The 25,188-nt window shown below is 68.4% G+C and carries 22 protein-coding genes; 11 read left to right on the forward strand and 11 right to left on the reverse strand.

All coding sequences use genetic code 11. The annotated features are described in order from the left end of the window. Positions 1-41 precede the first annotated feature (41 nt). Positions 42-968 (reverse strand): alpha/beta fold hydrolase, encoded by a 927-nt coding sequence (locus tag AKG07_RS01815; protein ID WP_053095698.1) that lies wholly within the window; start codon positions 966-968, stop codon positions 42-44. 171 nt (positions 969-1,139) lie between these two features. Here AKG07_RS01815 and AKG07_RS01820 point away from each other — a divergent pair, with 171 nt between their 5' ends. From AKG07_RS01820 to AKG07_RS01830, 3 genes are read left to right on the forward strand one after another with little or no spacing between them, the layout of a single operon-like run. Beyond that, complete coding sequence (locus AKG07_RS01820) at positions 1,140-1,634, forward strand: carboxymuconolactone decarboxylase family protein (RefSeq protein WP_053095699.1); 495 nt, start codon at positions 1,140-1,142, stop codon at positions 1,632-1,634. Beyond that, positions 1,631-2,353 carry a tyrosine-protein phosphatase gene (locus AKG07_RS01825; RefSeq protein WP_053095700.1) on the forward strand — a complete coding sequence of 241 codons (723 nt, stop codon included), beginning with the start codon at positions 1,631-1,633 and terminating at the stop codon, positions 2,351-2,353. The genes AKG07_RS01820 and AKG07_RS01825 overlap by 4 nt, the downstream gene beginning before the upstream one ends. 33 nt (positions 2,354-2,386) lie before the next feature. Beyond that, complete coding sequence (locus tag AKG07_RS01830) at positions 2,387-2,857, forward strand: SIP domain-containing protein (protein WP_053095701.1); 471 nt, start codon at positions 2,387-2,389, stop codon at positions 2,855-2,857. A gap of 13 nt (positions 2,858-2,870) precedes the next feature. On the opposite strand, the gene AKG07_RS01835 is transcribed toward AKG07_RS01830, so the two are convergent. The 4 genes from AKG07_RS01835 to AKG07_RS01850 all read right to left on the reverse strand — a co-directional run bounded on the left by AKG07_RS01835 (position 2,871) and on the right by AKG07_RS01850 (position 7,033). Then, complete coding sequence (locus AKG07_RS01835; RefSeq protein WP_053095702.1) at positions 2,871-3,317, reverse strand: hypothetical protein; 447 nt, start codon at positions 3,315-3,317, stop codon at positions 2,871-2,873. Further along, on the reverse strand, positions 3,314-4,117 hold the full coding sequence (locus AKG07_RS01840; protein WP_053095703.1) for an arginase family protein: 804 nt from the start codon (positions 4,115-4,117) through the stop codon (positions 3,314-3,316). Before AKG07_RS01840 ends, AKG07_RS01835 begins: the two co-directional genes overlap by 4 nt. 68 nt (positions 4,118-4,185) lie before the next feature. Then, positions 4,186-4,929 (reverse strand): PspA/IM30 family protein, encoded by a 744-nt coding sequence (locus AKG07_RS01845; protein ID WP_053095704.1) that lies wholly within the window; start codon positions 4,927-4,929, stop codon positions 4,186-4,188. A 55-nt stretch (positions 4,930-4,984) separates the two neighbouring features. Next, on the reverse strand, positions 4,985-7,033 hold the full coding sequence (locus AKG07_RS01850) for a TPM domain-containing protein (protein ID WP_053095705.1): 2,049 nt from the start codon (positions 7,031-7,033) through the stop codon (positions 4,985-4,987). Between the two features lie 122 nt (positions 7,034-7,155). Between AKG07_RS01850 and AKG07_RS01855 the strand changes: the two genes are divergently transcribed. The 5 genes from AKG07_RS01855 to AKG07_RS01875 all read left to right on the forward strand — a co-directional run bounded on the left by AKG07_RS01855 (position 7,156) and on the right by AKG07_RS01875 (position 11,217). Continuing rightward, the gene (locus tag AKG07_RS01855) at positions 7,156-7,995 is read left to right on the forward strand and encodes a DUF3097 domain-containing protein (RefSeq protein WP_053095706.1); all 840 of its coding nucleotides are present in this window, start codon (positions 7,156-7,158) and stop codon (positions 7,993-7,995) included. A 43-nt stretch (positions 7,996-8,038) separates the two neighbouring features. Continuing rightward, positions 8,039-8,764: a tRNA (guanosine(46)-N7)-methyltransferase TrmB gene (gene trmB, locus AKG07_RS01860; protein WP_053095707.1), complete on the forward strand. Its 726-nt coding sequence runs from the start codon at positions 8,039-8,041 to the stop codon at positions 8,762-8,764. Then, positions 8,761-9,654, forward strand: a complete 894-nt coding sequence (locus AKG07_RS01865; RefSeq protein WP_053095708.1) for a CPBP family intramembrane glutamic endopeptidase — start codon at positions 8,761-8,763, stop codon at positions 9,652-9,654. Before trmB ends, AKG07_RS01865 begins: the two co-directional genes overlap by 4 nt. A 28-nt stretch (positions 9,655-9,682) precedes the next feature. Further along, positions 9,683-10,075, forward strand: coding sequence for a DUF1304 domain-containing protein (locus AKG07_RS01870; protein ID WP_053095709.1), 393 nt, complete (start codon positions 9,683-9,685; stop codon positions 10,073-10,075). A gap of 65 nt (positions 10,076-10,140) precedes the next feature. Next, positions 10,141-11,217: a DNA polymerase IV gene (locus AKG07_RS01875; RefSeq protein WP_171821903.1), complete on the forward strand. Its 1,077-nt coding sequence runs from the start codon at positions 10,141-10,143 to the stop codon at positions 11,215-11,217. A 15-nt stretch (positions 11,218-11,232) separates the two neighbouring features. Here the strand turns inward: AKG07_RS01875 and AKG07_RS01880 are convergent, their stop codons facing one another. The 3 genes from AKG07_RS01880 to AKG07_RS01890 form a co-directional block, all read right to left on the reverse strand. Beyond that, positions 11,233-11,634, reverse strand: a complete 402-nt coding sequence (locus tag AKG07_RS01880) for a RidA family protein (protein WP_053095710.1) — start codon at positions 11,632-11,634, stop codon at positions 11,233-11,235. An 88-nt stretch (positions 11,635-11,722) separates the two neighbouring features. After that, the gene (locus AKG07_RS01885; protein WP_233277304.1) at positions 11,723-14,296 is read right to left on the reverse strand and encodes a X2-like carbohydrate binding domain-containing protein; all 2,574 of its coding nucleotides are present in this window, start codon (positions 14,294-14,296) and stop codon (positions 11,723-11,725) included. Between the two features lie 89 nt (positions 14,297-14,385). Further along, positions 14,386-16,590: an alpha-galactosidase gene (locus tag AKG07_RS01890; protein WP_053095712.1), complete on the reverse strand. Its 2,205-nt coding sequence runs from the start codon at positions 16,588-16,590 to the stop codon at positions 14,386-14,388. Between the two features lie 164 nt (positions 16,591-16,754). Between AKG07_RS01890 and AKG07_RS01895 the strand changes: the two genes are divergently transcribed. The 3 genes from AKG07_RS01895 (at position 16,755) to AKG07_RS01905 (ending at position 20,403) form a co-directional block, all read left to right on the forward strand. Further along, positions 16,755-17,729, forward strand: coding sequence for an ABC transporter permease (locus AKG07_RS01895; RefSeq protein WP_082297779.1), 975 nt, complete (start codon positions 16,755-16,757; stop codon positions 17,727-17,729). Next, positions 17,726-18,709 (forward strand): carbohydrate ABC transporter permease, encoded by a 984-nt coding sequence (locus AKG07_RS01900; RefSeq protein ID WP_233277305.1) that lies wholly within the window; start codon positions 17,726-17,728, stop codon positions 18,707-18,709. The genes AKG07_RS01895 and AKG07_RS01900 overlap by 4 nt, the downstream gene beginning before the upstream one ends. Before the next feature lie 65 nt (positions 18,710-18,774). Beyond that, positions 18,775-20,403, forward strand: coding sequence for an extracellular solute-binding protein (locus AKG07_RS01905; RefSeq protein WP_053095713.1), 1,629 nt, complete (start codon positions 18,775-18,777; stop codon positions 20,401-20,403). Between the two features lie 130 nt (positions 20,404-20,533). Here the strand turns inward: AKG07_RS01905 and AKG07_RS01910 are convergent, their stop codons facing one another. Genes AKG07_RS01910 through AKG07_RS01920 form a run of 3 tightly spaced genes read right to left on the reverse strand, consistent with a single transcriptional unit; the run spans position 20,534 to position 25,117 of the window. Further along, positions 20,534-21,700: an ROK family transcriptional regulator gene (locus AKG07_RS01910; RefSeq protein ID WP_053095714.1), complete on the reverse strand. Its 1,167-nt coding sequence runs from the start codon at positions 21,698-21,700 to the stop codon at positions 20,534-20,536. Beyond that, positions 21,700-22,704, reverse strand: a complete 1,005-nt coding sequence (locus AKG07_RS01915; protein ID WP_201778468.1) for an acetylxylan esterase — start codon at positions 22,702-22,704, stop codon at positions 21,700-21,702. Before AKG07_RS01915 ends, AKG07_RS01910 begins: the two co-directional genes overlap by 1 nt. Beyond that, complete coding sequence (locus AKG07_RS01920) at positions 22,694-25,117, reverse strand: glycosyl hydrolase family 95 catalytic domain-containing protein (RefSeq protein WP_053095716.1); 2,424 nt, start codon at positions 25,115-25,117, stop codon at positions 22,694-22,696. Before AKG07_RS01920 ends, AKG07_RS01915 begins: the two co-directional genes overlap by 11 nt. Between the last annotated feature and the right edge of the window lie 71 nt (positions 25,118-25,188).

Here is a 25,188-nt window from a genome sequence, read left to right on the forward strand (position 1 = left end):
GGATGTGTCGGGTGGGTGAGGGCGGAATGTGGAACGGAACGTCACATTCCGTGCGGCGGGAGCGAGGACGAGATCACCGCGGCGAGCTGCCCGGGCGCGGTCTCCTGAACGTTGTGGGTGGCCTGGACGGCGACCACGCGGGCCTGAGGCAGACGATCGGCGAACTCCTGCGCATCCGCTGCGGTCACGAAGCCGTCGATCGCGCGGAGGAGCGTGAGGGGTGCCGACGTCTGCGAGAGATCCTGCCAGCCGGTGGTGTGAAGTGCGGACGGCGCCGAGACGTCGCCGCGGTCGTGCGCAGCGAGCGTCTGGGCCGCGAGGTGCGCGAAGTGGTGCTTCCACTCGACGCGGCCGTCGGCGCGCACGCGGGTGTTCAGGAACACGCCCCGCTCGGTGTCAGACCTGGCGCCCCCGAACCCGAACGAGATCGCGCGGTCGACGAGCTCGTCGCGCGTCTCGAAATCCGTGGGGCCGGCGTAGAACTCGCGCAGAGCGGCGGGCCCGGCGGACGTGTCGATGCCCGGGGTGATGTCGACCACGATCAGCTCCGACACGAGGTCGGGACGGGCAGCGGCGAGAGCTGCGCCGGTGAGGCCGCCGAGGGAGTGGCCCACGACCAGCTGCGGGGCGTCCGTCCAGGCGTCGAGCGCCGCGGCGACGTCGAGGGCGAGAGTGCGAGGGGTGTAATCGAGGTCGTCTCGCCACGACGAGTCGCCGTGACCGGCGAGGTCGATCGCCAGCACCGGCTGCTGGAGTGCGAGCACGGTCGTGTCCCACGTGTGCGCGTTGAGACCGGCGCCGTGCAGCAGTGTCACTCGAGGTGCCTCGTCGCCGAATCGCAGCGCGCTCACCTGGCGGCCGTCCGGCAGGGGCAGCGTCACGCGTCGAACGGACGGTTCGGCGACCCCCATCGTCTGCGCCTGTGCGGGAAGATAGCTGAACTCGCTGGTGTCGATCGCCACCTGCATATTCTGCTCTGCTTCGAGGGCGGTGGGGAAATGCGGGAGCATTATGTTTGCCGTAACCCGGCTCACCCTTGGCGAAAAGGAATCAAATCGGCGCTGTCATTTCGCGCTCTGCATTCTCGCTTCCTGTGAGCGGCTCGCCAGCTTGAGTGCACAACGGAATATCATTGAGCCATGAGCGAGACGCGAGTGCACCTCTCAAAGACCGAGCCGGCGGCCTACCAGGCGCTCGACGCCTTCGCCCGCACCGTGGGAGACATCTGCGCAGCCAACGGGATCGACGATCGGCTCAAGGAGATCGTGATGATCCATTCGTCGCAGCTCAACGGGTGCAGCTACTGCACGCGTCTGCATGTGGATCGCGCGCTCAAGGCGGGCATCGACACCGACACGCTCATGCAGATCGCGACGTGGCGCGAGAGCAATGTCTTCAGTGACCGCGAGGAAGCCGCGCTCGAGCTCGCCGAGGCTTTCACCTTCATCTCCGAGGAGGGCATCTCCGACGACGTGTACGACCGGGTCGGTGGAGTGTTCACCGAGAAGGAGTACGCGGCACTGAGCTGGGCCTGCATCTCGATCAACGCCTTCAACCGAGTCGTGATCGCCGGAAGGTACCCGGTTCCGCCGCGCTCGCCGCAGGCGCAGGCGCAGGCGCAGGCGCAGGCATGAGCGTTCTCGAGGTCGACGGGGTCAACAACTTCCGCGACGTCGGAGGGATGCTCGCAGACGGTGGTCGGATCCGTTCGGGCGTGCTGTTGCGATCCGGCCAGCTCTCGGCGGCGACCACTGCCGGGGTGAACGAGGTCCGTCGCCGCGTCGCTCACATCGTCGATCTCCGCGACGGCGAAGAGGTCGCCGCAGAGCCGACCGAGATCGAGGGTCCCGACACCACTCACCTTCCGCTGTTCCTCGGATCCGTGCGGTCGTTCTTCGAGACGGACACGAGCCTGGAGGATCTCTATCTGCACCTGCTCGAGGAGAGCGGAGATCGGCTCGTCGCCGCGATCCGCATCATCGCCGAGGGGGAGCCGACTCTCGTCCACTGCACGGTCGGCAAGGACCGCACCGGGGTGACCGTCGCGCTCGCGCTCGCCGCAGTGGGCGCCGACCGTGAGGCGATCGTCGCGGACTACGCGCTCACGGAGTCGCTGCTGCCCGCCGAGCGGTCGCAGCGCATCGCCGCGTACCTGAGGTCGCAGCATCCGCAGGCGGTGCACGCCGTCGCGCTGGCGACGCAGTCGCCGGCACCGGTGATGCGGGCGCTGCTCGAGCAGGTCGACGAACGTTGGGGTTCGGCCGCCGGCTACCTGCGCGCGAACGGGATGACGGACCAGGAACTCGAGGCTCTGCGATACGCACTTGTGGAAGAAGTCCCCGAGCAAGGTTAGGCAACCCTTCATGTGCTGTATGATGGATGCATCATGGAGACCTTCCTCGAGACCCGCAGCACGCGTGCCGAACGCCGCGCCGCACGTCGCCGTGCTCACCACCTGGTGACGGCCGACGAGCACTCGCTCACCGAGCTCGAGGTCTTCCTCGCCACTCTGCCGCTGTGCGCGTCGGGTCGGATCTTCATCGAGGTCGCCGACGCGTCCGACATCGGCGTGATCGAAGCCCCTGGACGCATGACGGTCACGTGGCTCGCTCGATCCCAGCGATCGGGCGCACCGGGAAGCGGGCGAGCGTGCGCACCCGGCGAGGCTCTCGCCCGAGCGACCTGCGCATGGGCAGACGAGATGCTCTGCGACGACGAACTCGACACCCACGTCACCCTTCTCGGAGGCTTCCTCGGCACGGCTGACATCGTCGAGCACCTGACGGGCGCCCTCGAGATCCAGCCTGCTCAGATCCACGCGCCGGAGCGCTTCGGGCTGCTGCCCGTCGACCGCTGAGCGCCTCCGCGCTCTACGGCCGCGACCTGCTGCGGCGCACGTAGTTGCCGTCTTCCAGGCCTGCCTCGATCTCGAAGCGGTTGCGCAGCGGATCCCTGCCCGCGAACAGGTAGAGCACCGGAAGCAGGATGCCGTAGCGCAGCCACTGCGCCTTGTGCACCGCCTCGTGGCGCAGCACGGCGTCGCTCGGACGGGCGTCACCCGTCAGGAAGCAGCCGCCGACGCACACTCCGCCGCGGTTGAACGTCCAGTTCGGCATCCCCTGGAACACCCACAGGCCCGATCGGCGTTCGACGGGACCCGTGCTCCACAGGGACCCCCAGATCCAGCCCACGGACGTGCCCCACCAGTAGCCGATCCGGCTGATCGGCGAACGCAGGAGGAACGCGGGGATCCGGCGGTCGAGTCTCCGACCGCGAGCTACAGCGCGCTCGGCGGCCGGCCGCCAGTCGGACGTCATGCGACGGCTCCGACGAGACGGAGCAGCGCGCCGAGGTCGTCGACCGCGTCAGCGGGTGAGCGAGGGGCGAACCCCGCGATGGTGGCGCCCGCCAGCGGCACACGGGACCGCAGTGCGCGGATCGCGGTGCTCAGACTCGCGGGCGAGAGTCCGAACGGTGCGGGGGAGGAGACGCCGGCGATCTCCGCAGGGTCGAGCACATCGACGTCGATGTGCACCCATACGCGGCGCGCGCCGGTCGCTTCGACCGCGTCGGCGAGAGCGTCGGGCGATTCCAGATCGTCGACGGAGAGCTGGGCGAGGCCGCCGAGGGCGGTGACCTCGTCGTCGTCGAGATTGCGCATGCCCACCGTGACCACCCGATCGCGGGGGATCCCGGGCGAGAGCGCGAGTTGAGGCTCTCCGTCGCCGAGTACCGCGCGGAGCGCCATGCCGGAGAACGCTCCGGAGGGTGAGGTGTCCGGCGTGTGCAGGTCGGCGTGGGCATCGCACCACACGACGGCCAGGTCGTCGGTTCCGCCGGGAAGAGCCGCCAGGGCGGCGACGGTCACGCTGCAGTCGCCGCCGATGATCACGGTGTCGGCGGTCATGCCGGTTTCGACGAGCTCTCGGGTGCGAAGGAGAGCGCTGAGTCGGCGGACGCCGGTGCCGAGGGATTCACCGGCTTCGACCGGCACATCGAGCACCGTGGTCGCGGCACGCGGAAGGTCGCCGGCGATCGCCGAGGCGCCGTCGACGAGCAGCATCGCGCGAGCGGCGGGGGAGCCCTGCCACTGCGGGACGACGAGGAAACGCACCATGGGTGCCTCCAGCTGAGAAAGAGGAGCGGGTGCCTCGGACGCGAGGATCCGAGGCACCCGCAGGTGTGTCAGGAGCCTTCGATGGCCTGGCGAGGGGCGGAGCCGCCCGCCTTCAGCTCGGCGAGACGAGCCTCGACCTCGGTGAGCTCACCGAGGTCTTCGAGGCTCTCGAACTGAGCGTCGAGGCTGGATGCCGCGAGCTCGATCTTGCCCTGGGCGAGGGCCTCCTGACGGCGGACCTTGTCTTCGAAACGTCCCAGCTCGCTGGTGGGGTCGAGGACGTTGATCGAGGAGACCGCATCCTGCACCTTCGTCTGAGCCTCGGCGACCTTGGCGCGGGCGAGCAGCTCGCTGCGCTTGTTCTTCAGCTCGCCGAGCTTGTCCTTCATGCCGTTGAGGCCGGACTTCAGCTTGTCGACGATCTCGGTCTGAGCGGCGATCTGCGGCTCGGCCCCGGTCGCCTCGCGCTCGGCGCTGATCTGGCGCTGCAGAGCGATCTTCGCGAGGTTGTCGAACTTGTCGGCATCGGCGGCGTCGCCGGTGGAGCGCATCTCGTCGGCCTTGCGGCTGGCGGCGAGAGCCTTGTTGCCCCACTCGGTGGCGGCCTGGACGTCTTCCTCGTGGTCGCGCTCCAGCAGACGCAGGTTGCCGATGGTCTCGGCGATGGCCGACTCCGCGTCGGCGATGCTGTTCGTGTAGTCGCGAACGAGCTGGTCGATCATCTTCTGCGGGTCTTCCGCAGAGTCCAGGAGCGAGTTGATGTTCGCGCGGACGAGGGTCGAGATACGTCCGAAGATGGACTGCTTGGTCATGCGTGGTTCCTTTCAGAGGGTCGGACTCGATGTCTGGGGTCGATAGGTGTGCGGTTCAGAAGCGTCGCCCTCCCGAACGGCCGCTGCGGCCGCTGGAGCGGCTGCCGCCGCCTCCACCGAAACCGGAGCTGCGGAACCCGCCGCCACCGCTGGAACGCCAGCTGCTGCTGCGCGAGGAGCCGCCACCTCCGCCGCCGCCCGAGAGCAGACCGCCGATGATGCCGCCCAGGATGTCGCCACCCAGGCCGGAACCGCCGGAGCCTGATCCGCCGCCGAAGATGCTGCCGCCGGCGCCGCCCCATCCGCTCTCGTAGCGGCTCGGGCTCATGGCCGCGACATCCGCCTGGGCGGATGAGGTGGCCTGCCGGGCGAGTTCGAGCGCGCGTCCTGCTTCTGCGAGCGCGGTCTCGGGATCCGACGACCGCAGACTCACGGCCTGAGTAAGGGTCGCGTCGGCCTGGGAGAGGCGGGTGCGAGCCGTGGAGCCGACGGTTCCCCGCCGCGTCTCGATGTACTCGCGCGCTGCTCGGATCTCGGAGCCCGCCTGCGTCAGGGTCTGCTCGAGAAGCTGCTGCACGCGTCGCGCCCGTTCCACGGCCTGGGTGCCCTCCGCGATCGCGGCGTCGATCTGCGTGTTCGCCGCGCTGAGCGCTTCGAGCACGCGCTGCGGACTGCGCGATGCTCCGGAGAGGTCGGCCTGCGCACGCTGCAGCTGCTGCGAGGTTGCGGCCGCGACCGCGGCGAGCGTGCCTCCGGCGTCAGGCAGCTGCTGTGCCGCGGCGATGTCGGCCTGCAGCTCGGCGACGAGAGCCTGCGCCTGCGATTCGATACGGGAGAGCTCGGTGCCCAGCGCGGTGATGGCCTCGACCAGCTGTGTCGCCTGCGCCACCGACTGCTCGGCCGTGCGGATGGCGAACGCCGCCTCGCCGGAGCGACCGGCCGCTATCGCCTGCTGCGCGGCCTCGATCGAGCGGTCGGCCAGGGCTGCCCGCTCCTGAGCCTGTGCCGGGTTGTCGGACACCGTGCTCAGTGCCGATGCGTCGTAGGTGGCGGACAGCGCGGCCAGAGCGGGAGCCGCGGAAGTCAGAAGCGGGATGAGAGCGGCTCGCTCGCCGCGGACTCTGTCGAGTTCCTGTGGTGCGTTCTGCTCGAGCTTGCGGAGCGCGTCGAACGCGTCGGTGTTCTCGTCGAGGACGTCGTCGATCTCGTCGCACAGCCGGATGATGCGGATGTGCCAGGCGCGGCGATCGTGGACGGTGTCCTCGATCTCGTCGTCGAGCTTCTGCTTCAGATCGAAGGCCTCGGACATCTTCGACTTCGCGGTCTCGACTGCTCCGCTGAACTCGGCGGTCGCCGCGTCGCCGAACTGGGCGACGGCGAAGCCGAGCTCCTCGCGGCTCGAGGTGATCGCATCGTCCGCCTGCACGAGTGCGGCCCCCGCCTGCGTCTCCACCTGCTCGTCGGTCAGCGTGGAGAACGGATCGTTCGGATCGGGCGTCTCGGGCATGGCGCCACGCCTGCGGATCGCGGCATTGCGACGCGCGCGGCGAATGAGGGCGATGATCAGCCAGATGATCAGGCCGACCGCGATGACGGCGACCACGATCAGTGTGGCCTGCAGAGCGCCCGCACCGCCGTCGCCCTCGATCTCGTCGGCGGCGAGGACGATCATGCCCTCCCAGTCCTCCTGTGCGGCCAGACCCTGGATCTTGTCTTCCACGTCGTCGAGCTTGCTGTCGCTGAGCGGGCCGTCGGGTGCTGCCGAGATGTAGTAGCTGCGTCCCTCTACCGCGATCGCGAGCAGGTACTGCTCGGAGCCGAGGTTGTTGTTCTCTGCGACGGCATCGGCCCAGGCGACGTTGTCGGTCGGCGAGGTGAAGTCATCGACGAGGACGACGAAGAGATCGGACGAGGAATTGTCGCTGAGCGTCTGGAGTCGAGCCTCGACGGCGTCCTCTTGGCTCGGGCTGAGGACGTCGGCGTCGTCCGTCACGTATCCCGAGTCGAGCGTCACGGGGTCGGTCGCGGAGGCAGCAGATGCGGAGAACGCGGCTGCTGCAGCCGCCGCAGTCAGTGCGGCCAGCGCCAGCCACCGTGTCTTCATCGTGTTCCCTCCGACCGGCAGCCGAGCCCCATGGCACGAGTCTATGCACAGAGGCCGACACGCGACACCTTCCGAGCGGGGATAGCCGTTCGCCCTCAGCGGAGACACATACGCTGGATGGCATGGACGACAGGTACGGATCCGATGTGCTCGCTGCCGGCTGGAGGGAACGAGCAGCCAAGCCGGTGCCGCAGGTTCCCGCCGAGCTCGATCTCGTCGTCGAGGTGGCGCAGGACGGATTCTGCGGAGCGGTCACACGGGTGCAGGGCGGCAACGTCGAACTCGAGGACCGGGTGGGGCGCAAGCGCCTCTTCCCGCTCGGAGGCGGGTTCCTGATCGACGGATCACCGGTGCGGCTCACGGTCCCGGCCGCGAAGGAGCAGGGCCTCCGACGCACGGCATCCGGCTCGTTCGTCGCCGCCGATCAACGAGCCAGGGTCGCGCTTCCCAGCCGGATCCTGGTCGAGGGCAAGCACGACGCCGAGCTCGTCGAGAAGGTGTGGGGAGCGGACCTGCGGGTCGAGGGCGTCGTCGTCGAGTTCCTGCAGGGAGTCGACCTGCTCGACGAGCTGCTCGCCGCAGAGCCTCCCAGCGCATCGCGTCGCTACGGGGTCCTCGTGGATCACCTCGTGCCCGGGTCGAAGGAATCGCGCATCGCCGACGCCGTCGCCCGGGGTCCGCACGGAAGGCATGTGAAGATCGTCGGCCACCCGTTCGTGGATGTCTGGCAGTGCGTCACCCTTCGGGCTCTCGGCATCGCGAGATGGCCGGAGATCCCCCGGGGCACGGACTGGAAGACCGGGATCTGCCGCGCATTCGGGTGGCCGTACGAGACGCAGGCGGACACCGGTCGCGCCTGGCAGCACATCCTGTCGAAGGTGCACACCTACCGCGACCTCGAGCCCGCGCTCCTCGGTCGGGTGGAGGAGCTGATCGACTTCGTGACGGCACCGGCCTCCTGACCCGCGGTCGGTGGCGTTCAGCGCCGCCGACTACCCTGGAAGCATGCCCGAACCCCGCACCTTCCGCGACGAACCGGTCTCCTTCGTGCGCCGCAGCGGCCGGATGTCCGACGCTCAGGAACGCGCGTTCGAAGAGCTCGGACCGCACTACCTGCTCGACGTGCCCCGCGATGTCGCCTGGACCTCGGTGCACCCGGAGGCGCGTCTCGATCCCGCCTCCGAGTACGGGCGGGATGCGGACCTGTACGTCGAGATCGGCTCCGGTCAGGGGCACGCCATCGTCGCCGCCGCATCGTCCCGCCCCGACGACGACTTCCTCGCGGTCGAGGTCTTCCGCGCGGGCCTCGCCAGGACCATGCTCGACGCCGACCGCGAAGGTGCTCGCAACGTCCGCGTGGTCGAGGCGAATGCGCCGGAGGTGCTCTCGTCGTACCTCCCCGAAGCGGCAGCGGCAGAGGTCTGGATCTTCTTCCCTGATCCGTGGCACAAGAAGAAGCACACCAAGCGCCGTCTCGTCCGCCAGGGGTTCGCCGACACCGCCGCTCGCGCACTCCGTGACGGAGGTCTGCTCCGCCTCGCGACCGACTGGGAGGACTACGCGCTGCAGATGCGCGAGGTGCTCGACGCGGAGCCTCTGTTCGAGCGCGCCTTCGACGGCGACTGGGCCGAGCGATTCGATGGACGCGTCATGACCGCGTTCGAACGCAAGGGGATCGCCAAGGGGCGAGACATCCGCGATCTCGTGTATCGGCGGAAGTCGCGCGCGTGATCACCGCGCAGCGCATCTCGGCGACGTGGCCGGCGGTCGTCTCCGCGCTCCTCGTGTGCGCTGCGGCGCCGGCGTTCTTCGTGGTGCAGATCCCGTGGCTCGGCTGGGCGCTGCTCGCACTCGGCGTCGGGAGCGCGTGGCTCGTCGAGCGCCGTCTGCCGGTGGCGGCGGATCAGACGGTGCGCGTGGGCATGCGTCGAGAGAGCGCTCGAGTCGTGGGGACCAGCCGTCAGCCCTCGCTCACCAGGGACCTGTCCCTGATCGCCCTCGGCATGCTCATCGTCAGCGTGATCCCGCTCGCGGCAGAGCTCGACAACCTCGCGATGCTGCGGTTCACGCTCGCCCTCGGCGGCGCGGTGGCGGTTCCGTACGTCGTCTCCCGCTTCGTATTCCGCGACCGGGCGATCGGCTTCCCCTGGCGGGCGCATCGCCGGTGGGGGCGCCTGCAGTGGGGCTGGCTCGTCGCCGTCCTGGTGCTCGGCTGGCTGATCCTGCCGTTCTACTTCATCACCAGCGGCGTCTATCAGAACTGGCCGGTCGTGGACTCGCCCGACCTCATCGCCCGGCTGTTCGTCGGCGTCGGAGCGGTCGGCATCTGGGACGAGCTGTTCTTCATCTGCACCGTCTTCGCCCTGCTGCGCAGGCATTTCCCCGACGCCCTCGCCAACGTGCTGCAGATGATCGTGTTCGTCTCATTCCTGTGGGAGCTGGGCTACCGCGAGTGGGGACCGCTGCTGACCATCCCGTTCGCGCTGCTGCAGGGGTTCATCTTCATTCGGACGCACTCGCTGGCCTATGTCGTCACGGTGCACCTGCTGTTCGATGCGGTGGTGTTCGGGGTACTCGTGCACGCCCACAACCCCGGGCTTCTGCCGATCTTCCTGATCTAGCGCGAGCCGACATCGATACGATCGAGTCATGCTCATCGTCGGACTCGTCCTCGCTGCGGCCGCTGCCGCCTTCCACGTCTTCATCTTCGCGCTCGAGTCGCTGAGATGGACAGAGCCCGAGACGAGGAAGATCTTCGGCGTCGCGAGCGAGGCGGACGCCCTCACGACGAAGGCGCTCGCCTTCAACCAGGGCTTCTACAACCTGTTCCTCGCGCTGACCGCGCTGCTCGGCGTCGGCTTCGTGATCATCGGCTTCACAACGGTGGGACTGACTCTCGTGTTCGCCGGAACGGGGATGATGCTCGCCGCCGCACTGGTGCTGATCCTCTCCGATCGCACGAAGGCGCGCGCCGCGGTGATGCAGGGCACGCTGCCGCTCCTCGCCGTGATCGCGACCGCGATCGCCGTCTCGATCGGCTGATCTCGGTGATGTGCTGATCGTGTCCGAGGGGTGACAACTCGCTCGGCACGGGCCACACTCGGTGCATGACCGACTGGGTGCTGCACGTCGACATGGATCAGTTCATCGCTGCGGTCGAGGTGCTGCGCCGACCGGAGCTCGCAGGGCTCCCCGTGATCGTCGGCGGCCGGGGCGACCCGACGGAGCGCGCCGTCGTGTCGACGGCGTCGTACGAGGCGCGGAAGTTCGGCATCGGATCCGGCATGCCGCTGAAGATCGCGGCACGTAAGGCGCCTGAGAACGCGGTCTTCCTGCCGGTGGACCACGACGCGTATGAGTCGGCCTCGACCGAGGTGATGTCGACACTGCGTGCACTGCCCGGGGTGGTGCTCGAGGTCATCGGCTGGGACGAATGCTTTCTCGGCGTGACCACGGACGACCCCGAGCAGACCGCGCGCAGCGCGCAGAACGCGGTGCTCGAGTCGACGGCACTGCACTGCTCGGTCGGCATCGGCGACAACAAGGTGCGGGCCAAGATCGCCACGGAGTTCGGCAAGCCCCGGGGTGTCTTCCGGCTCACCGCCGAGAACTGGTTCGACGTGATGGGAGACCGGCCTACTCGGGACCTGTGGGGAGTCGGCCCGAAGGTTCAGAAGCGGCTCGCCACCCACGGCGTAACGACGGTCCAGGAACTCGCTGACGCGGACGAGGCAGAGCTCATCGAGGAGTTCGGACCGCGGATGGGCGTCTGGTACCACGGGCTGGGCTCGGGTCTCGGTCCGACCGTAGTCGACAGCACCCCATGGGTGGCCCGCAGCCACAGTCGCGAGATGACGTACCAGCAGAACCTCACGACGACTGCAGAGGTTCAGGCGGCGCTGACCGAACTGGCGGGGCAGGCCTTCGAGGACTGCGCCGCCGAGGGGCGCCCGGTCGTCCGCGTGCATCTGAAGGTGCGCTATGCGCCGTTCGAGACCAAGACCTTCGGCCGCAAGCTGCCGGAGCCGACCACCCGGCGCGCGACGGTCATCGAGGCGGCACTGGTGCTCGGTGCCACGCTCGATCACGACCGGGAGGTCAGACTGCTCGGCGTCCGCGCGGAGATGGCGATGCCCGAGGGCGGTGACTCGGCCGAGCGGACCCCGGTGCGCGGAAGGATCTGAGTCGGCGCGCCGCGGTCATTCGCGGATGACGGCGGCGATCGCGCTCACCTCGATCACTGCGCCCGGGACGCCGAGGCCGGACACGAGGGCTGCGGTCACCAACGGAGGGGCGCCGTCACGGGCGAGCGTCGCTGCGACGGCACCGTAGGCGGCACGAAGATCGGCATCCTGGTGGATGTAGATCGTCCAGCTGATGACATCGTCGAGGCCCGCGCCCGCCGACTCGAGCGCGATCCGAGCGTTCTCGACCGCTCGGAGCGACTGCTCGGCAGCATCCGTCGAGACGAGCGCGCCCGTCTCATCGACGCCGTTCTGGCCGCCGACGTGGATCGTCGTGGCCCCGGGCGGGACGACGGCGACATGACTGAAGGCGGGGCTCATCACGAGTCCCGCCGGCTGTGCGAGTGTGATCTCCATCTGCAGAGTGTGCACCCGGGGGCGGACATCCGCGAGAGGGTTCGTCGGTGGTGCATCGGGGCGGGCACGGGGCCCGCCCCGACGGGGGTCAGCCGACCTTCTTGACCGTGTATCGGAACACGTCCGTGCGGAGCACGTCTCCCGACGTCTTCACGACCTTGATCGTGTGCTCGCCGTCCTTCAGCCCGGTCGCCTCGAACAGGGTCTGATTCGACACGCGCGACTCGGCGTGGGTGTCGACGCTCTTCACCTTTTTGCCGTCGATGTACACCTCAACGGCTCCCTGGTCGGGTGCCTTCGGGCCGAGCCACGCGACGCCCGTCCCGCGGAACGTGAACGACACGGAGTCGCCGTCGGCCGTGGTGGCGTGGACATCGTCGAGATGGTCTCCGGTGAACGCGAAGTCCAGCGTCGCGTCTCCCACCGGGAGTGCGGCGAGGTACGACGACTTCAGTGTGACCGTCGATCCGGACAGCGTGTAGTCGGCGTCGCGCTCGAGCGGCTCACCGCCGAGGCTGATCGAGGAGAGCTCGCTCGGGTCGCGCAGCACATCGACCGTCACGTCGGCGGGAGCGGCCTTGTTGAACGCACCCGAGGTCGTGCTCAGCTGGCTGTCGAGAGTGACGACGAGCTTGTCGAGCAGCATGAAGGATCCGGACTTCTTGACCACCCGCAGGGTGTGACTTCCGCTCGCGAGATCGGCGACGGCGTAGACCACCTGCTGGGAGAGGCGCCCGTCGGCCGCGGGCAGCGAGGTGTCGACGGTCTCGACCAGCTGTCCGTCGAGGTAGACCTCGACCTCGCCCTGCGATTCGTGCTTCTCGGTGACGTACTGGATCCCGGTTCCCTGGAACGTGTACTCGAAGGCCGCTCCGTTCGTCTCGACGTAGTGGACGTCGTCGCCGTGGTCGCCCAGCCCGCGGTTGTTGCTGTCGCCCCAGGACCCGCTGTAGCCGATGCGTGAATCGTCGTCGTTCAGGGTCACTGTCAGCCCGGTGGCGGGCGGTTCGGGCGTGCCTCCACCCGGGGTGTCGGACACGGCGACGGTGAAGGGCTGCGATGTCGCAGGCACCTCGTTGCCGACGTTGCGGTCCCACGCCCCGTCGTAGCCGACCCGCAGCGAGTCGTCGTTGACGGTGAGTGCCGCCTGCTTCGCGGGCGTCACCTTCAGCAGCCGCACGCCATGGATTGGCACGCTCTCGGCGGTGAAGCCCTCCGCTTCCGATCCCAGGTTCTTGCCGGCCCAGAGATCGCGGACCTTCGCGGAGCCGTCGAGTCCGATGTCGGACCAGTCGACCGTGATGTCGGCGTCTGCACGGCCCAGGTTGTACAGCGCCACGGTGTAGGTGCCATCCGGGTTCAGTGCGTACCAGACCTGCTGCTTCGTCGCCGTCGAGACGGGACGAGCGGGCACGCCTGCCTGGTTCACGGCGATGACCTCGCGGTTGGTGATCAGCTCGAGCCCGTACTCGTCGAGGTTCGTCAGATCGTTGCCCAGGTACATCGGCGCCGCGGAGGTCGCCCAGAGCGTCGTCGCGGTGCGGCGTTCGTCGCGCGTGAGGCCGTCCATCTTCCCGTTGCCCACGTTGAGGGAGTCGAGGTCGTTCCAGCCTGCGGGCCCGGCGTGGCGCCACCAGTCCGAGAGCCTCGGGAACAGGCGGGCGACGTTCTCCCAGGTGGTCAGGGCCTCATCGCCGCAGTAGCACTCGACGTCCCAGTCGATGCGCCAGCCGTCTGCATACTGCTTCCAGTAGTCCGCGTAGTCGATGTCGACGGCCCAGGAGAGCTCGAACCAGATGTCGTTGCGGTCGAGCGCCCGAGACCAGGCGGCGACCTCCTCGCGGGCGTCCATCGACAGGTCGCTGATTCCGGAGCCGGGGGTGACGCTGTCGAACTTGATGAAGTCGACTCCCCATTCGCCGAGCAGATCGGCGATCGAGTCGATGTACTTCTCGGTGCAGGGGTTGTCGAAGTCGAGTCGGTACCCGAAGCCCCAGTAGTCGCCCTGCTGGAGAGGCTGCTTGAGCAGATTCTCGGTCGTGCAACCGGGAGCGCCGTAGATCGGGAGCGCCTTCTGCGCCGTCTCGAGGCTCATCCCGGGAATCAGATACAGACCCACCTTCTGGCCGTTGTCGTGCACGTGGTCGATCACCGCGTCGAGGCCGTCGGGGAACAGTGTCGTGCTGGGAATGGGACGTCCGTACTCGTCCTGGCCTCCGTTCCAGCCGGCGTCGATGTTGATGTAGTCGTAGCCGAAATCCTGGAGCTTGTCATGCATGGCATCCGACTGAGCCATGATCTGATCGGCGGTGATCCACTGGCCTCCTTCGTACACCTGCATGCTGTAGCTGCTCCAGCCCATGTAGGGGGCGGTCGATCGGTTCGAGATGCCGTCTTCGGTCTCGTCCGCAGGCGTGCGCGTCGCATCCGCCGGTGGCTCCTGCTCCGGGGCGCTCGAGGGAGCAGGTTCCGGTGCCGGCTCTTCAGTCGGTGCCGGCTCTTCAGTCGGTGCCGGGTCGTCCGTCGGCGCGGGAGCCGTCGTCGGCGTCGTCTCCGGCGTCGTCTCCGGCGCCGGAGTCGGTTCCGGTGTCGCCTCGGTGGCCCAGCTCGCGCCAGGTGCCAGAGCGAGGACGATCGCTGTCGCGGCGAGTGCCGCGGTCAACGAGGCCGCTCTCCTTCTCTGTCGGTGTGCGTTCATTGCTTTCCTCTCGTTCGACTGCTCTGTCGGGGGATGGGAAGGAGGTGTGACCGTCAGTCGTCTGCGCGCCTGATCTCGATGAGCATCGCCTGCTGCGGATTGAGCGTCGGCAGGGGGACGCCGGCGGTGACGAGGACGGACCCCGGCATCTCGACCGGAGCGGCGACGGCGGCCGTCACCCACTCGGGGTCTCCGCCGTGTCTGCTCGACGCGCCGAGGTCCTCGCGGATCCGGACGGTGTACGGCGCAGCGGCATCCAGTCCGGGAAAACGCACCCGACCGGACTGGCCCGATGCCGATGTCGTGAACCGGCTCCAGGTGAACAGCGCTTCGGATGCGTCTCGGGCCACGATTCCCGAAAGTGATGTCGCGGGATCCGCGAGGTCCGCGTTGACGACGCGACCGCTGTGCAGCAGGTCGCGGAATTCGCGGTACATCGCGGTCCAGCGGGCGATCGCCGCGAGCTCGCCGTCGTCGACGACGGTGAGGTCCTGCTCGATGCCCGCGTGCGCGGTCAGCGACGTAGCCAGACGGAACGACAGATCGGTGGTGCGGGCGGTGGTGTGCGATCGCGCGGAGCCGAGGTGGGAGCCGATGAGTTCGGGAGGGACGAGGCTGCGCGTCCACCGCTCGATCTGGACGCGTTCGACCGGATCGTTGCAGTCCGAGGCCCAGACACGATCGGTGCGGTCGAGGATCCCGAGGTCGATGCGTCCGCCGCCGCCCGAGCATGTCTCGATCTCGAGCCCCGGGTGCCGCGACCGCAGCTCGTCGAGCAGGCGGTAGAGCGCGGCCGTTTGCCGGTGCACGCTGGGCCTGTCCCCATCGCCGCCGCGACTGACCGCTTCGAGAAGATCGCGGTTGTGATCCCATTTCAGGTAATCGATCGAGTGCTCGCGCACAAGAGCGTCGAGACGCGCGAGAAGGTAGTCGTACGCCTCGGGGCGCGCGATGTCGAGAACGTGCTGCGACCGGGATTCCGGGCCGAGGCCCTCGGCCGGACCCAGTACCCAGTCCGGATGGGCGCGCGCGAGATCGGAGTCGAGATTGATCATCTCGGGCTCGAACCAGAGACCGAACTGCATCCCCTGAGCACGCACGACATCGACGAGGGGCCCGAGTCCGTCCGGCCACACCTCATCGTCGACGAACCAGTCGCCCAGGCCGGCATCCGCTTCGCGGCGTCCGCGGAACCAGCCGTCGTCGAGCACGATGCGCTCGACCCCCACCTCCGCCGCACGCTCGATCAGCGCGGTGAGGCGCTCGAGGTCGTGGTCGAAGTAGACCGCCTCCCAGGTGTTGAGCACCAGGGGTCGCGGCGAGCGCGGATGCGTCGCACGCGCGCGCAGGCGCCGGTGGAGTCGGTCGCTGATCGCGTCGAGTCCGCTGTCGGACCAGAGGAACAGCGCGGTCGGTGCGTCGTAGCGGTCGCCGTCTTCGAGGATGATCTCGCCCGGGTGGAGCTCCTCACCGGCTCCGATGACCGAACTGAACACGCCAGCGCCCTCGGGAAGGCGCTCGGCGAGGTACTGCTGTTCACCGCTCCACGCGAGGTGCACGGCCCAGATCTCTCCGTGCCGGAAGCCGAATCCGGCGGTTCCGGCCGCGAGCAGGAAGGGCGAGTCGTGTCCCGGCTTGCCGCGGTGCGCGGCGCGACGGTGGGTGCCGAAGCCGAAGGGCGAACGCTGCGGGGAGCGCTCACGGCACCACTTCCCGGTGAAGTCGAGGATCTCCGTCGCGCGCTCGGGGAGCGGAAGCAGCGACAGCACGGCGCCCACCGTGTAGGGGGTCCGCCCGATGCGCGGACTGAGGGCGGCGTCGCGTGCGAGGGACGTGTCGACCGCGAGAACTCCGTGCGGGTCGAGGTGATATGCGAGTTCGGTGCGGATGCCGCTGATCGTGTCGTCGAACCGGAGCACGATGCGCCCGCCGACGCCGTCGGACGGGATCTCGACATCGTGTCCCACGAGTCGAGGTCGGGGGGTCGTGGCGCGTCCGCTCGCGTGACCGGAGAGAGCCGCGGTTCCCGACCAGCCCTCGTACTCGGTGGGCAGCGCGGAGAAGGCACGCGGGATGTCTGGGGAGTTGTTCAGCTGGGCGGGCCCGGCGGTGAGGGCGAGCGACGAGACGGCTGCGGGATCGAGGTCTCCGAGATCCGCGCCCCAGTGCAGCACACGGGGGATCGGGTCGGAGATCTGGACGATGAAGGCGGCACCAGCGGCGCGGAGTGCGACGACGGTGTCTGCACGGGAAGTCATGGGATGAGACCCTCCGGTAGTTACTTGACAACGTCAATAAATCACGTTTGAGATGGACGTGCAAGCGATCCCTCGAAATCGCCGACCGGAAATCGAGCGTTTACTTTTTCGGCTCGGCGTGATTTTATTACGACGTAAAGTAATCCTGCCCTGGGAGGGCGATCATGAAGCTCAGTGCTGAGCACGCACCACCGGTCGAGATCTCGCCGCCGAGTCCTCGACGCACCGACGCACGTTCGCGATTCGTCCGCAGCCTGCGCCGCTACTGGCAGCTGTACCTGCTGCTGCTCCTGCCCGTCATCTGGTTCATCGTGTTCCGATACGTGCCGATGGCCAACGCGGTCATCGCGTTCAAGAACTACAACCCCATCGACGGCGTGTGGGGGAGTCCCTGGGTGGGATTCGACAACTTCACCGCACTCTTCCGCAACCCGGTGTTCCCCAAGCTCATCGGCAACACGTTCATCCTCGCGGTCTACACCCTCATCGCGAGCTTCCCGCTGCCGATCATCCTCGCGATCCTGCTCAACGAGGTCCGACTGCGGTTCTTCACCCGCACGGTCCAGCTCGTCACGTACGCGCCGTACTTCATCTCCACCGTCGTGATCGTGTCGATGACGATCCTGCTGCTGTCTCCACGCGTGGGCATCCTGGGCCGGACGCTGAGCTTCTTCGGCGCAGGTCAGGTCGATCTGCTGGCGAGCGCCGACTTCTTCCGGCACATCTATGTGGCGACAGACATCTGGACCACCACCGGGTACTCCGCGGTCATCTACCTCGCCGCCCTCGCATCCGTGGACACCTCCCTCTACGAGGCCGCCAAGATCGACGGCGCATCACGGCTGCAGAAGATCTGGTACGTCGACCTGCCGTCCCTGCTGCCGACAGCGACGATCATCCTGATCCTCGGGGTCGGCAACATCATGGCGATCGGGTTCGAGAAGGCGTTCCTCCTGCAGAACGCGCTGAACCTCTCGACGTCGGAGATCATCCCGACGTACGTCTACAAGACCGGCATCCTGAACGCCAACTTCAGCCTCGGAGCCACCATCGGACTCTTCAACGCCGTCATCAGCCTCGTGCTCCTGCTCGTCGTCAACGGCATATCCAAGCGAGTGACAGGAAGTGGGCTGTGGTGAGCACCGTGATCAGAGAGCAGCCCCTGCTCACCGAGGAGATCGTCGTCGGATCGGGCTCAGGGCGCGGCCGCCGCCGACGGGACCCCCTGGCCTCCGGGGTGAAGGTGAAGGAGACCAGAGCGGATCGCGTCTTCGTGATCGCCGCCTACCTGCTGCTGACGGTCTTCCTGCTCGTCGTGCTCCTGCCGCTGCTGAACATCGTCGCCAGCTCGTTCTCCAGCCCTCAGGCGGTGTCATCCGGCCGGGTGCTGTTCTGGCCCGTCGACTTCACCCTCCGTGGGTACACCGAAGCTCTCAACAACCCCGCGATCCTCCGCGGATTCGGCAACTCGGTGTTCTACACCGTGGTCGGCACGATCATCAGCGTCGCCGGGACGGTCGCCATCGCGTATCCGCTGTCCCGGGCGAACCTGTTCGGGCGCAAGACCCTCACCGGCGGCGTCGTCTTCACGATGCTGTTCTCCGGCGGAGTGATCCCGATGTACATCGTCGTCCAGTCGCTCGGCCTGCTCGACACCCGATGGTCGATGCTCCTCCCGAACGCGATCGGCGTCTGGCAGGTGATCATCGCGATGGTCTACTTCCGCTCGTCGATCCCCGACGAGGTCTACGAGGCGGCACAGCTCGACGGTGCGAGCGAACTCCGCATCCTCTGGACCATCGTGCTGCCGCTCGCCAAGCCGCTACTCGCGGTCATCGCGCTGATGTACGCGATCATGCAGTGGAACTCGTACTTCGACGCGCTGCTCTATCTGCGTGACGCCGACCTGCAGCCGCTGCAGCTCGTGCTGCGAGGCATCCTCATCCTCAACGACGGCGGAGGCGGTGGCGACCTGGCCGCCCAGCTCGAACGTCGAGAGCTCGCCGACCTGCTCAAGTACTCGACCGTCATCATCGCCACCGTGCCGATGCTGATCGTGTACCCGTTCGTCGCGAAGCACTTCAGCAAGGGGATCATGGTCGGCGCCGTCAAGGGTTGACCACTCCTCTCACAGACCCACCACACACACCCGCACACCTGAACCGGTCAAAGGAGATTCCGGCAATGACACACCGCATCACACGAGGCGCGATCGCGGCGGTCACCGTCGTCGCGACGGGACTGGCGCTCGCCGCCTGCACCCCGGCGAGCGACGACAACGGCCAGCTCGTCGCATTCGGCCCGCAGGGCGAGAACGGCTCGCTCAAGGACAATCTGTTCACCCAGGAGGTCGAGAAGAAGTTCGACATCGACTTCGACTGGCAGACCACGACCTACGACGGCAGCGTCGCGGGGGAGAAGAGACAGATCTCGCTCGCCAGCGGCGACTACCCCGACGCGTACTTCCTCGTGCCGTGGGTCGACGGATTCTCGCGCAATGAGATCCTCAAGTACGGGCAGCAGGGGGTGCTCGTGCCCCTCGAAGACCTCATCGACGAATACGCCCCCAACCTCGCCGAGCGATTCGAGGAGAAGCCCGATTGGAAGCAGTCGGTCACCGCGCCTGACGGCCACATCTATGCGATCACCCAGTGGAGCGAGTGCTTCCACTGCAGCTACCCGTCGAAGCTCTGGATGAACACGACCTGGCTCGACGCCCTGGGACTCGAGCAGCCGACCACCACCGAGGAGCTGCGCACGGTGCTGCGCGCCTTCAAGGACGGCGACCCGAACGGCAACGGCGCCGCCGACGAGGTGCCGCTGAGCGGCTCGGCGTCGGAGCCGATCATCAACTATCTGATGAACGCCTTCACCTATGCGCCGGTCGGCGGACCCTCGAGCCCGCCGCCTCTCGTGCTCGACGGCGATGAGGTCGCGCTGAACGCCACCTCGGACAGCTGGCGGGCGGGGCTGGAGTACATCACGTCGCTGGCGCAGGAAGGGCTGCTCGACACCGGGGCGTTCACGCAGAACGGCGACGCCCTCAAGGCGCTCGGAGACAGCGGGGACGCGCAGATCCTCGGCTCCGCCGTCACGCTGCACCCGTACGTGTTCGTCTCGGCGGACTCTCCTGACGGACGTGACAAGAACTACGACGCGGTCGCGCCGATCGCGGGTCCGGACGGCACTCAGCTCGCCACGTGGCGGTCGCCGGTGAATCCGGTGGGCACGTTCGCGCTGACCAACAAGTCGACCGAGGACGAGCGCATCGAGGCCATCAAGCTGCTCGACTACCTCGCGACGGACGAGGGCCAGATCCGCGCGTCGATGGGACCGGAGGGGGAGGCATGGGTGCCCGCGGTCGACGGCGACCTCGCGCTCGACCCCGAGCTCGAGCCGACATTCCGTCCCATCACGTATGACGAGACCTCCAACGCCGCGTGGCGTTCGATGTCGCAGTACTGGGACTCGCTGGAGTTCCGCAACGCCCAGGTCGTGCCGGAGGACATCTACACGCCCGACGGATACGAGCGACGTCTGCTCTACGCGACGCAGGAGTACGAGCCCTTCCAGCCCGACGAGAGCGTGATCTTCCCGATCGAGAAGCTGTGGCCCGACCTCGAGACCTCGGCCGAGCTCGCGGAGCTGCAGACGAACATCGCCACCTACATCACGCAGGCCCAGGCGGAGTTCGTCACGGGGCAGCGCGACATCACGGACGACGGCGCGTGGGACGCGTACGTCGCCGACATCGAGGGCCTCGGGCTCGCACGCTACCTGGAGCTGCTGCAGACCGCGTACGACGCACTCTGATCGACACGGGATGCGCGGGACGGATCATCCGTCCCGCGCATCTCTGCGCTGCGGACCGTGGCGGGCTGGGCGCGAGAAGGGGACGGATGCCGATGGCATCCGTCCCCTCTCTTCCGCTCGTCCCGAACGGTCAGCGCACGAGCGACTGGATGGCGGCGGCGGATGCGCCTCGCGCCCAGTCCTCGAAGGTGTGCGGACGGGTCAGGATGCGGCAGCGCGCCGCAGCGCCGAACGCGTGCGCCTCGAACGCGTCGTGCAGGGTCTTCTCGAACAGGTCGAAGTCCGAGACGCCCTCGCCGCCGATGATGACGACTTCGGGACCGGTGAGGTTAACGAGTGTGGCGATGGCCGTGCCGATGAGGCGGGCCGCTTCGCGGAATGCGGCGTCGGCGTCGGCGTCTCCGGCGTGGGCGAGAGCCACGGCTTCATCGATCGCGACCGGCCGGCCGAGGGCACCGGAGACCGCCGCCTCGATCGCTCCGGTCGAGGCGGCGGCCTCGACGCAGCCGCGACGCCCGCACGGACAGACGAGTGCCGGATCGGCGAGCGGCAGGTGCCCGATCTCGCCCGCGACACCGAACGCCCCGCTCACGACCTCTCCGTTGAGGTGCAGTCCGCTGCCGATCCCGCGTCCGATGGTGACGATCGCGAACGAGGCGGTGCCGAGCCCGACACCGAACCAGTGCTCTCCGATCGTCAGCGCGTGCACGTCGTTCTCGAGCGTGACGGGCCAGGGGAGGCGCTCCTGGAGCAGGTCGCCGAGCGGCACGTCCGCCCACCCCATGATGTTCGACTCGCGCACGATCCCGGTGATGCTGTCGACGTCACCCGACACCGACACTCCGACTCCCGCGATGGCCGACGCGCTCTCGCCGAGCTCGGCCGTGAGCGCGGCGACGACGTCGGAGATGGCGTCGATGACGGTGTGGGGATCGTCGGCGGGAAGCGCACGACGGGTGCTGGCGAGCACGGTCGTGGCGAGATCGGTCGCGACGGCGATGATCTCGTCGACGTTGACCTTGACGCCGATCATGACCATCGACTCGAGGACGATGGAGACGGGGCTCACCGGGCGTCCGGGGGTGCCGTCGCGATGCGAGGCGGGCGGCGCGTCGACGAGGCCGGCCGCGACGAGCGGGGCCACCGCCTTCGTGACGGCGGCCTGGGAGAGCCCCGTCTGGCGGGCGATGTCGATCCGGCTGATGGGACTGCGCGTCAGGATCGTCTCGAAGACCCGTGATCCCGCGTCGGACGCCGAGCGGATCAGGGTGGTTCGCGCTGCGGTGTCGTGGTCCATCAGGTCCTTCGTGTCGTGTCGGCTATCGTAGCGAATCCGCCGTGAGGCGGTCGGCTGTGCAGGCCCAGGTGCTCGGCCGCGAACTCCAGGGCGTTCTCCTCGTCGAGGTCTCCGCCGGCCTCGTGCCCGTTGTACGGCCACAGGACCACGGTCTTCTGGCCGCCGTACGCGGCGAATGCGGGCAGCACGGTCTCGGGCGGCGCGATGTCGTCGAGGAGTCCCGTGCTCAGCAGAGCCGGGGCCGTCGCACGCTTCGCGTGGTTGATCCCGTCGAAATATCGGAGCGTCTCGAGAGCCGCTGCGGCGTCGCCGCGCCGATCCGCGAAGTACTGGGTGAGCAAGGTGTACGGGTGCTCGGTGCTCAGCGTGGCGGCCCGGTCGAGTTCGCAGAGGAAAGGTGCCTGCACGATCGCGACAGCGAGGTCGGGGACCAGGCCGGCGATCGCCAGCGCGATTCCACCTCCCTGGCTCGCGCCCACCGCGCCCACGCGATCCGCGTCGACGACGTCGACGGCACGGAGCGCGTCGACGGCACGCACGGCATCCGCATACACCCTGCGGTAGTAGTACTCCTGAGGCGAGCGGATGCCGCGGGTGAGGAATCCGCCGGCGGACGGACCGCCGTCGGCATGATCGTCATCGGTGTCGCCGTGTCCCTGCCCCCGCGCGTCCACCACCAAGTGCGCGTAGCCCGCGGCAGCCCACCGCAGATCGCGCAGGGCATGACCTCGGCCGTTGCCGTAGCCGAAGAACTGCACGAGCCCGGGGAGGGGCTCCGCGGCACCGTGAGGCACGCGCAGCCAAGCATGGATCGGTGTTCCGCCGTACCCGCGGAACGACACGTCGTACACGTCTATCTGAGTGAGACGCGTGGGCATCGGGGTCACGGAGAGGTCGAGCGGAAAGCTCCGAGTGCGAGCGATCGTGTCCGCCCAGAAGGCGTCGAAGTCATCAGGCTCGGTCTGTGTGGTGGGGGCGACGACATCACGCACCTCACCGCGCACGGGACTCCTCCTGGTCGGCCGACGCGGAGAAGAGAAGATCATGATCGGCGAGGTCGATCCGAGCGCCCGGCGGCACAGCGATGATCGCCTCCCGCTCACCGTTCGAGACGGAGACCTCCCTGTCGCGCTCGCCGGGGTTGCCGAGAGCACCCGAGATCACCCGCCCGTCCGCCCAGGCGAGGTCGAGCACGAGGCCCGGTCGCACGGCGATGCCCTGGACGTCTCCGTGGGGCCAGGATGCGGGGAGCGCGGGAAGCAGACGCACTGTGCGGCCGTGGCTCTGCACGAGCATCTCGGTGATCGCGGCGGGGAATCCCAGGTTGCCGTCGATCTGGAAGGGCGGATGCGTGCTGAAGAGGTTGGGGAGCAGGCCTCCCCACTCCGAGCCGTCGACGGGCCCGTGCCGCGTGGCGTCGCCGTCGAACGGCGTCAGCGCCTCCTCGAGCAGCGATGCGGCGATGTCGCCCTGCCGTGCCCTGGCGCGCAGTGCCACCTTCCACGCCCAGGACCAGCCCATGGCTCCCGGCCCGCGTGCGTCGATGAGCGCCACAGACGCGTCGAACAGCTCCGGAGTCTGCTCGGGCGTCACCTGGTCGAGCGGGAAGAGTCCGACCACGGGGGAGAGGTGCCGGTGCAGCGGTTCATGCTCGTCGACCTCTTCGGACCATTCGAGCAGTCGGCCGTCGGAGCCGATGCGCAACGGAGCGAGGGCTGCCAGCGCCTCGCGCACTTCGGCTTCCAGTGCGTCGTCGATGCCGAGTCGGCGGATCGCGACGAGCGCGCGCTCGAAGAGCGAGCCGATGAGGCTGAGATCCGACGTCGCGGTCAGGCCGAGCGGCGTCGGCAGACCGTCGGCGGCCACATAGGAGTTCTCGGGGGCCGTCGACGGCGAGGTGTGCAGGTGCCCGTCGGGGCCCGGAGTCAGCCAGTCGAGGCAGAACTCCACCGCGCCCCGCATCAGCGGCCAGATGCGAGCGCGGAGCAGCTCATCGTCGCCACCGAACTCGTACGCGTCCCAGAGATTGTGGGTGAGCCAGACTCCGCCCATCATCCAGATCGCCCAGCTCGCCGCCCCGTGCCCGTCGCCGACCGGCAGGCTCCACCCCCAGACGTCGCTGTTGTGATGGGCGACCCATCCGCGTGTTCCGTACAGCTCCCTGGCGGTGTCGGAGCCGGTGCGGGCGAGGCGCTCGACGAGGGAGATCAACGGCTCGAGGACATCAGGATCGAGCAGCATCGGCGCCGCCCAGTAGTTCATCTCGGTGTTGATGTTGATCGTGTAGTTCGACGACCAGGCCGGTTGCAGCTGGTCGTTCCAGATCCCCTGCAGGTTGGCCGCAGGGCTGCCGGCACGAGAGCTCGACGCGAGGAGGTACATCCCGAATTCGGCGGCGATCGTCGCGCGGAGCAGGGGGTTGGAGCCGCGGAGAACGTCGCGATCGACGCTCCACTCGCCCTCACGCCGACTGCCGATCGCGAATCGCGCCCGAGTCATGCGGCGCCGGTCGGCGACGTGCTCGGCGAGGAGAGACGAGGCGTCGCGCTGAGCCGCGGCCTCCGCCCTCTCTCGTGCGCGATCCCGGATCGCCTCGCGTGAGGCGGTCCGCCAGTCCCCGTCGGCGTCGGCCCACCACGACCCGGCGCGCGACGAAGTGGACAGGGCGATCAGCAGGCGGCGGGCATGGCGGACGACGATGCGATCGTCGTGGCGACCCACCTCGCCATCCGAGTCGAGGGAGACGGCGACGGCCGCGTAGGCGTCGAACTCGGCATCGTCGTCGGCGTAGCGCAAGGGGTCGACGGAGTCCTCGTGCAGCGGGGCGCCGTCGATCGGAACCTGCACATCCAGCACGAGCGCGTCGGACGCGTCGACGACGCGACCGCGGAGCGGGGTGGACAGCTCGACGGTGGTCTCGAACTCGTCGTCCGAGGTGAGCTCGATGATCAGGGAGTGAGCCGGAGCCGAGACCCAGGACCGTCGCGTCACTCGGCCGGCGGGGGTGCGCAGTGACTCGACGAGGGTCGCCCTGTCGAGATCGAGGATGCGAGCGGGGACGGTCTCATCCGATCGAGCGTCCGCCACGCGCACGAGCAGATCGGCGAGAGGGAGGAACTCCTGCGAGTAGGGACCCTCGAACGCCATCAGCAGCTCCTCCGCCCGGCGCACGTCGGCGGCTGCGAGGGCCTCGCGCACGGCCGCGAGCCGTTCGGGGCCGGCACCCCCGGCGCGCACCTTCTGCAGTGCACGCGCGGGGCCGTCGGGCGTTCCCGACCAGATCGTCGAGTCGTTCAGCTGATAGTGGCCGTCGGAGCCGCCGAACGCCATCGCGCCGATGCGGCCGTTGCCGAGGGGCGTCGCCTCCTCCCAGCGGGTGGCGGGGGCGTCCCAGGTGAGGCGCAGGGTGTCGGTCATCGCACTCCGGTGTGTTCGATCGATCTCGATGTCACCGTCAGCGTAGGCGGCATTAATTGCCGCTGTCAAGT

The organism is Microbacterium sp. CGR1, from assembly GCF_001266755.1.
In the GTDB taxonomy this organism is placed as follows: domain Bacteria; phylum Actinomycetota; class Actinomycetes; order Actinomycetales; family Microbacteriaceae; genus Microbacterium.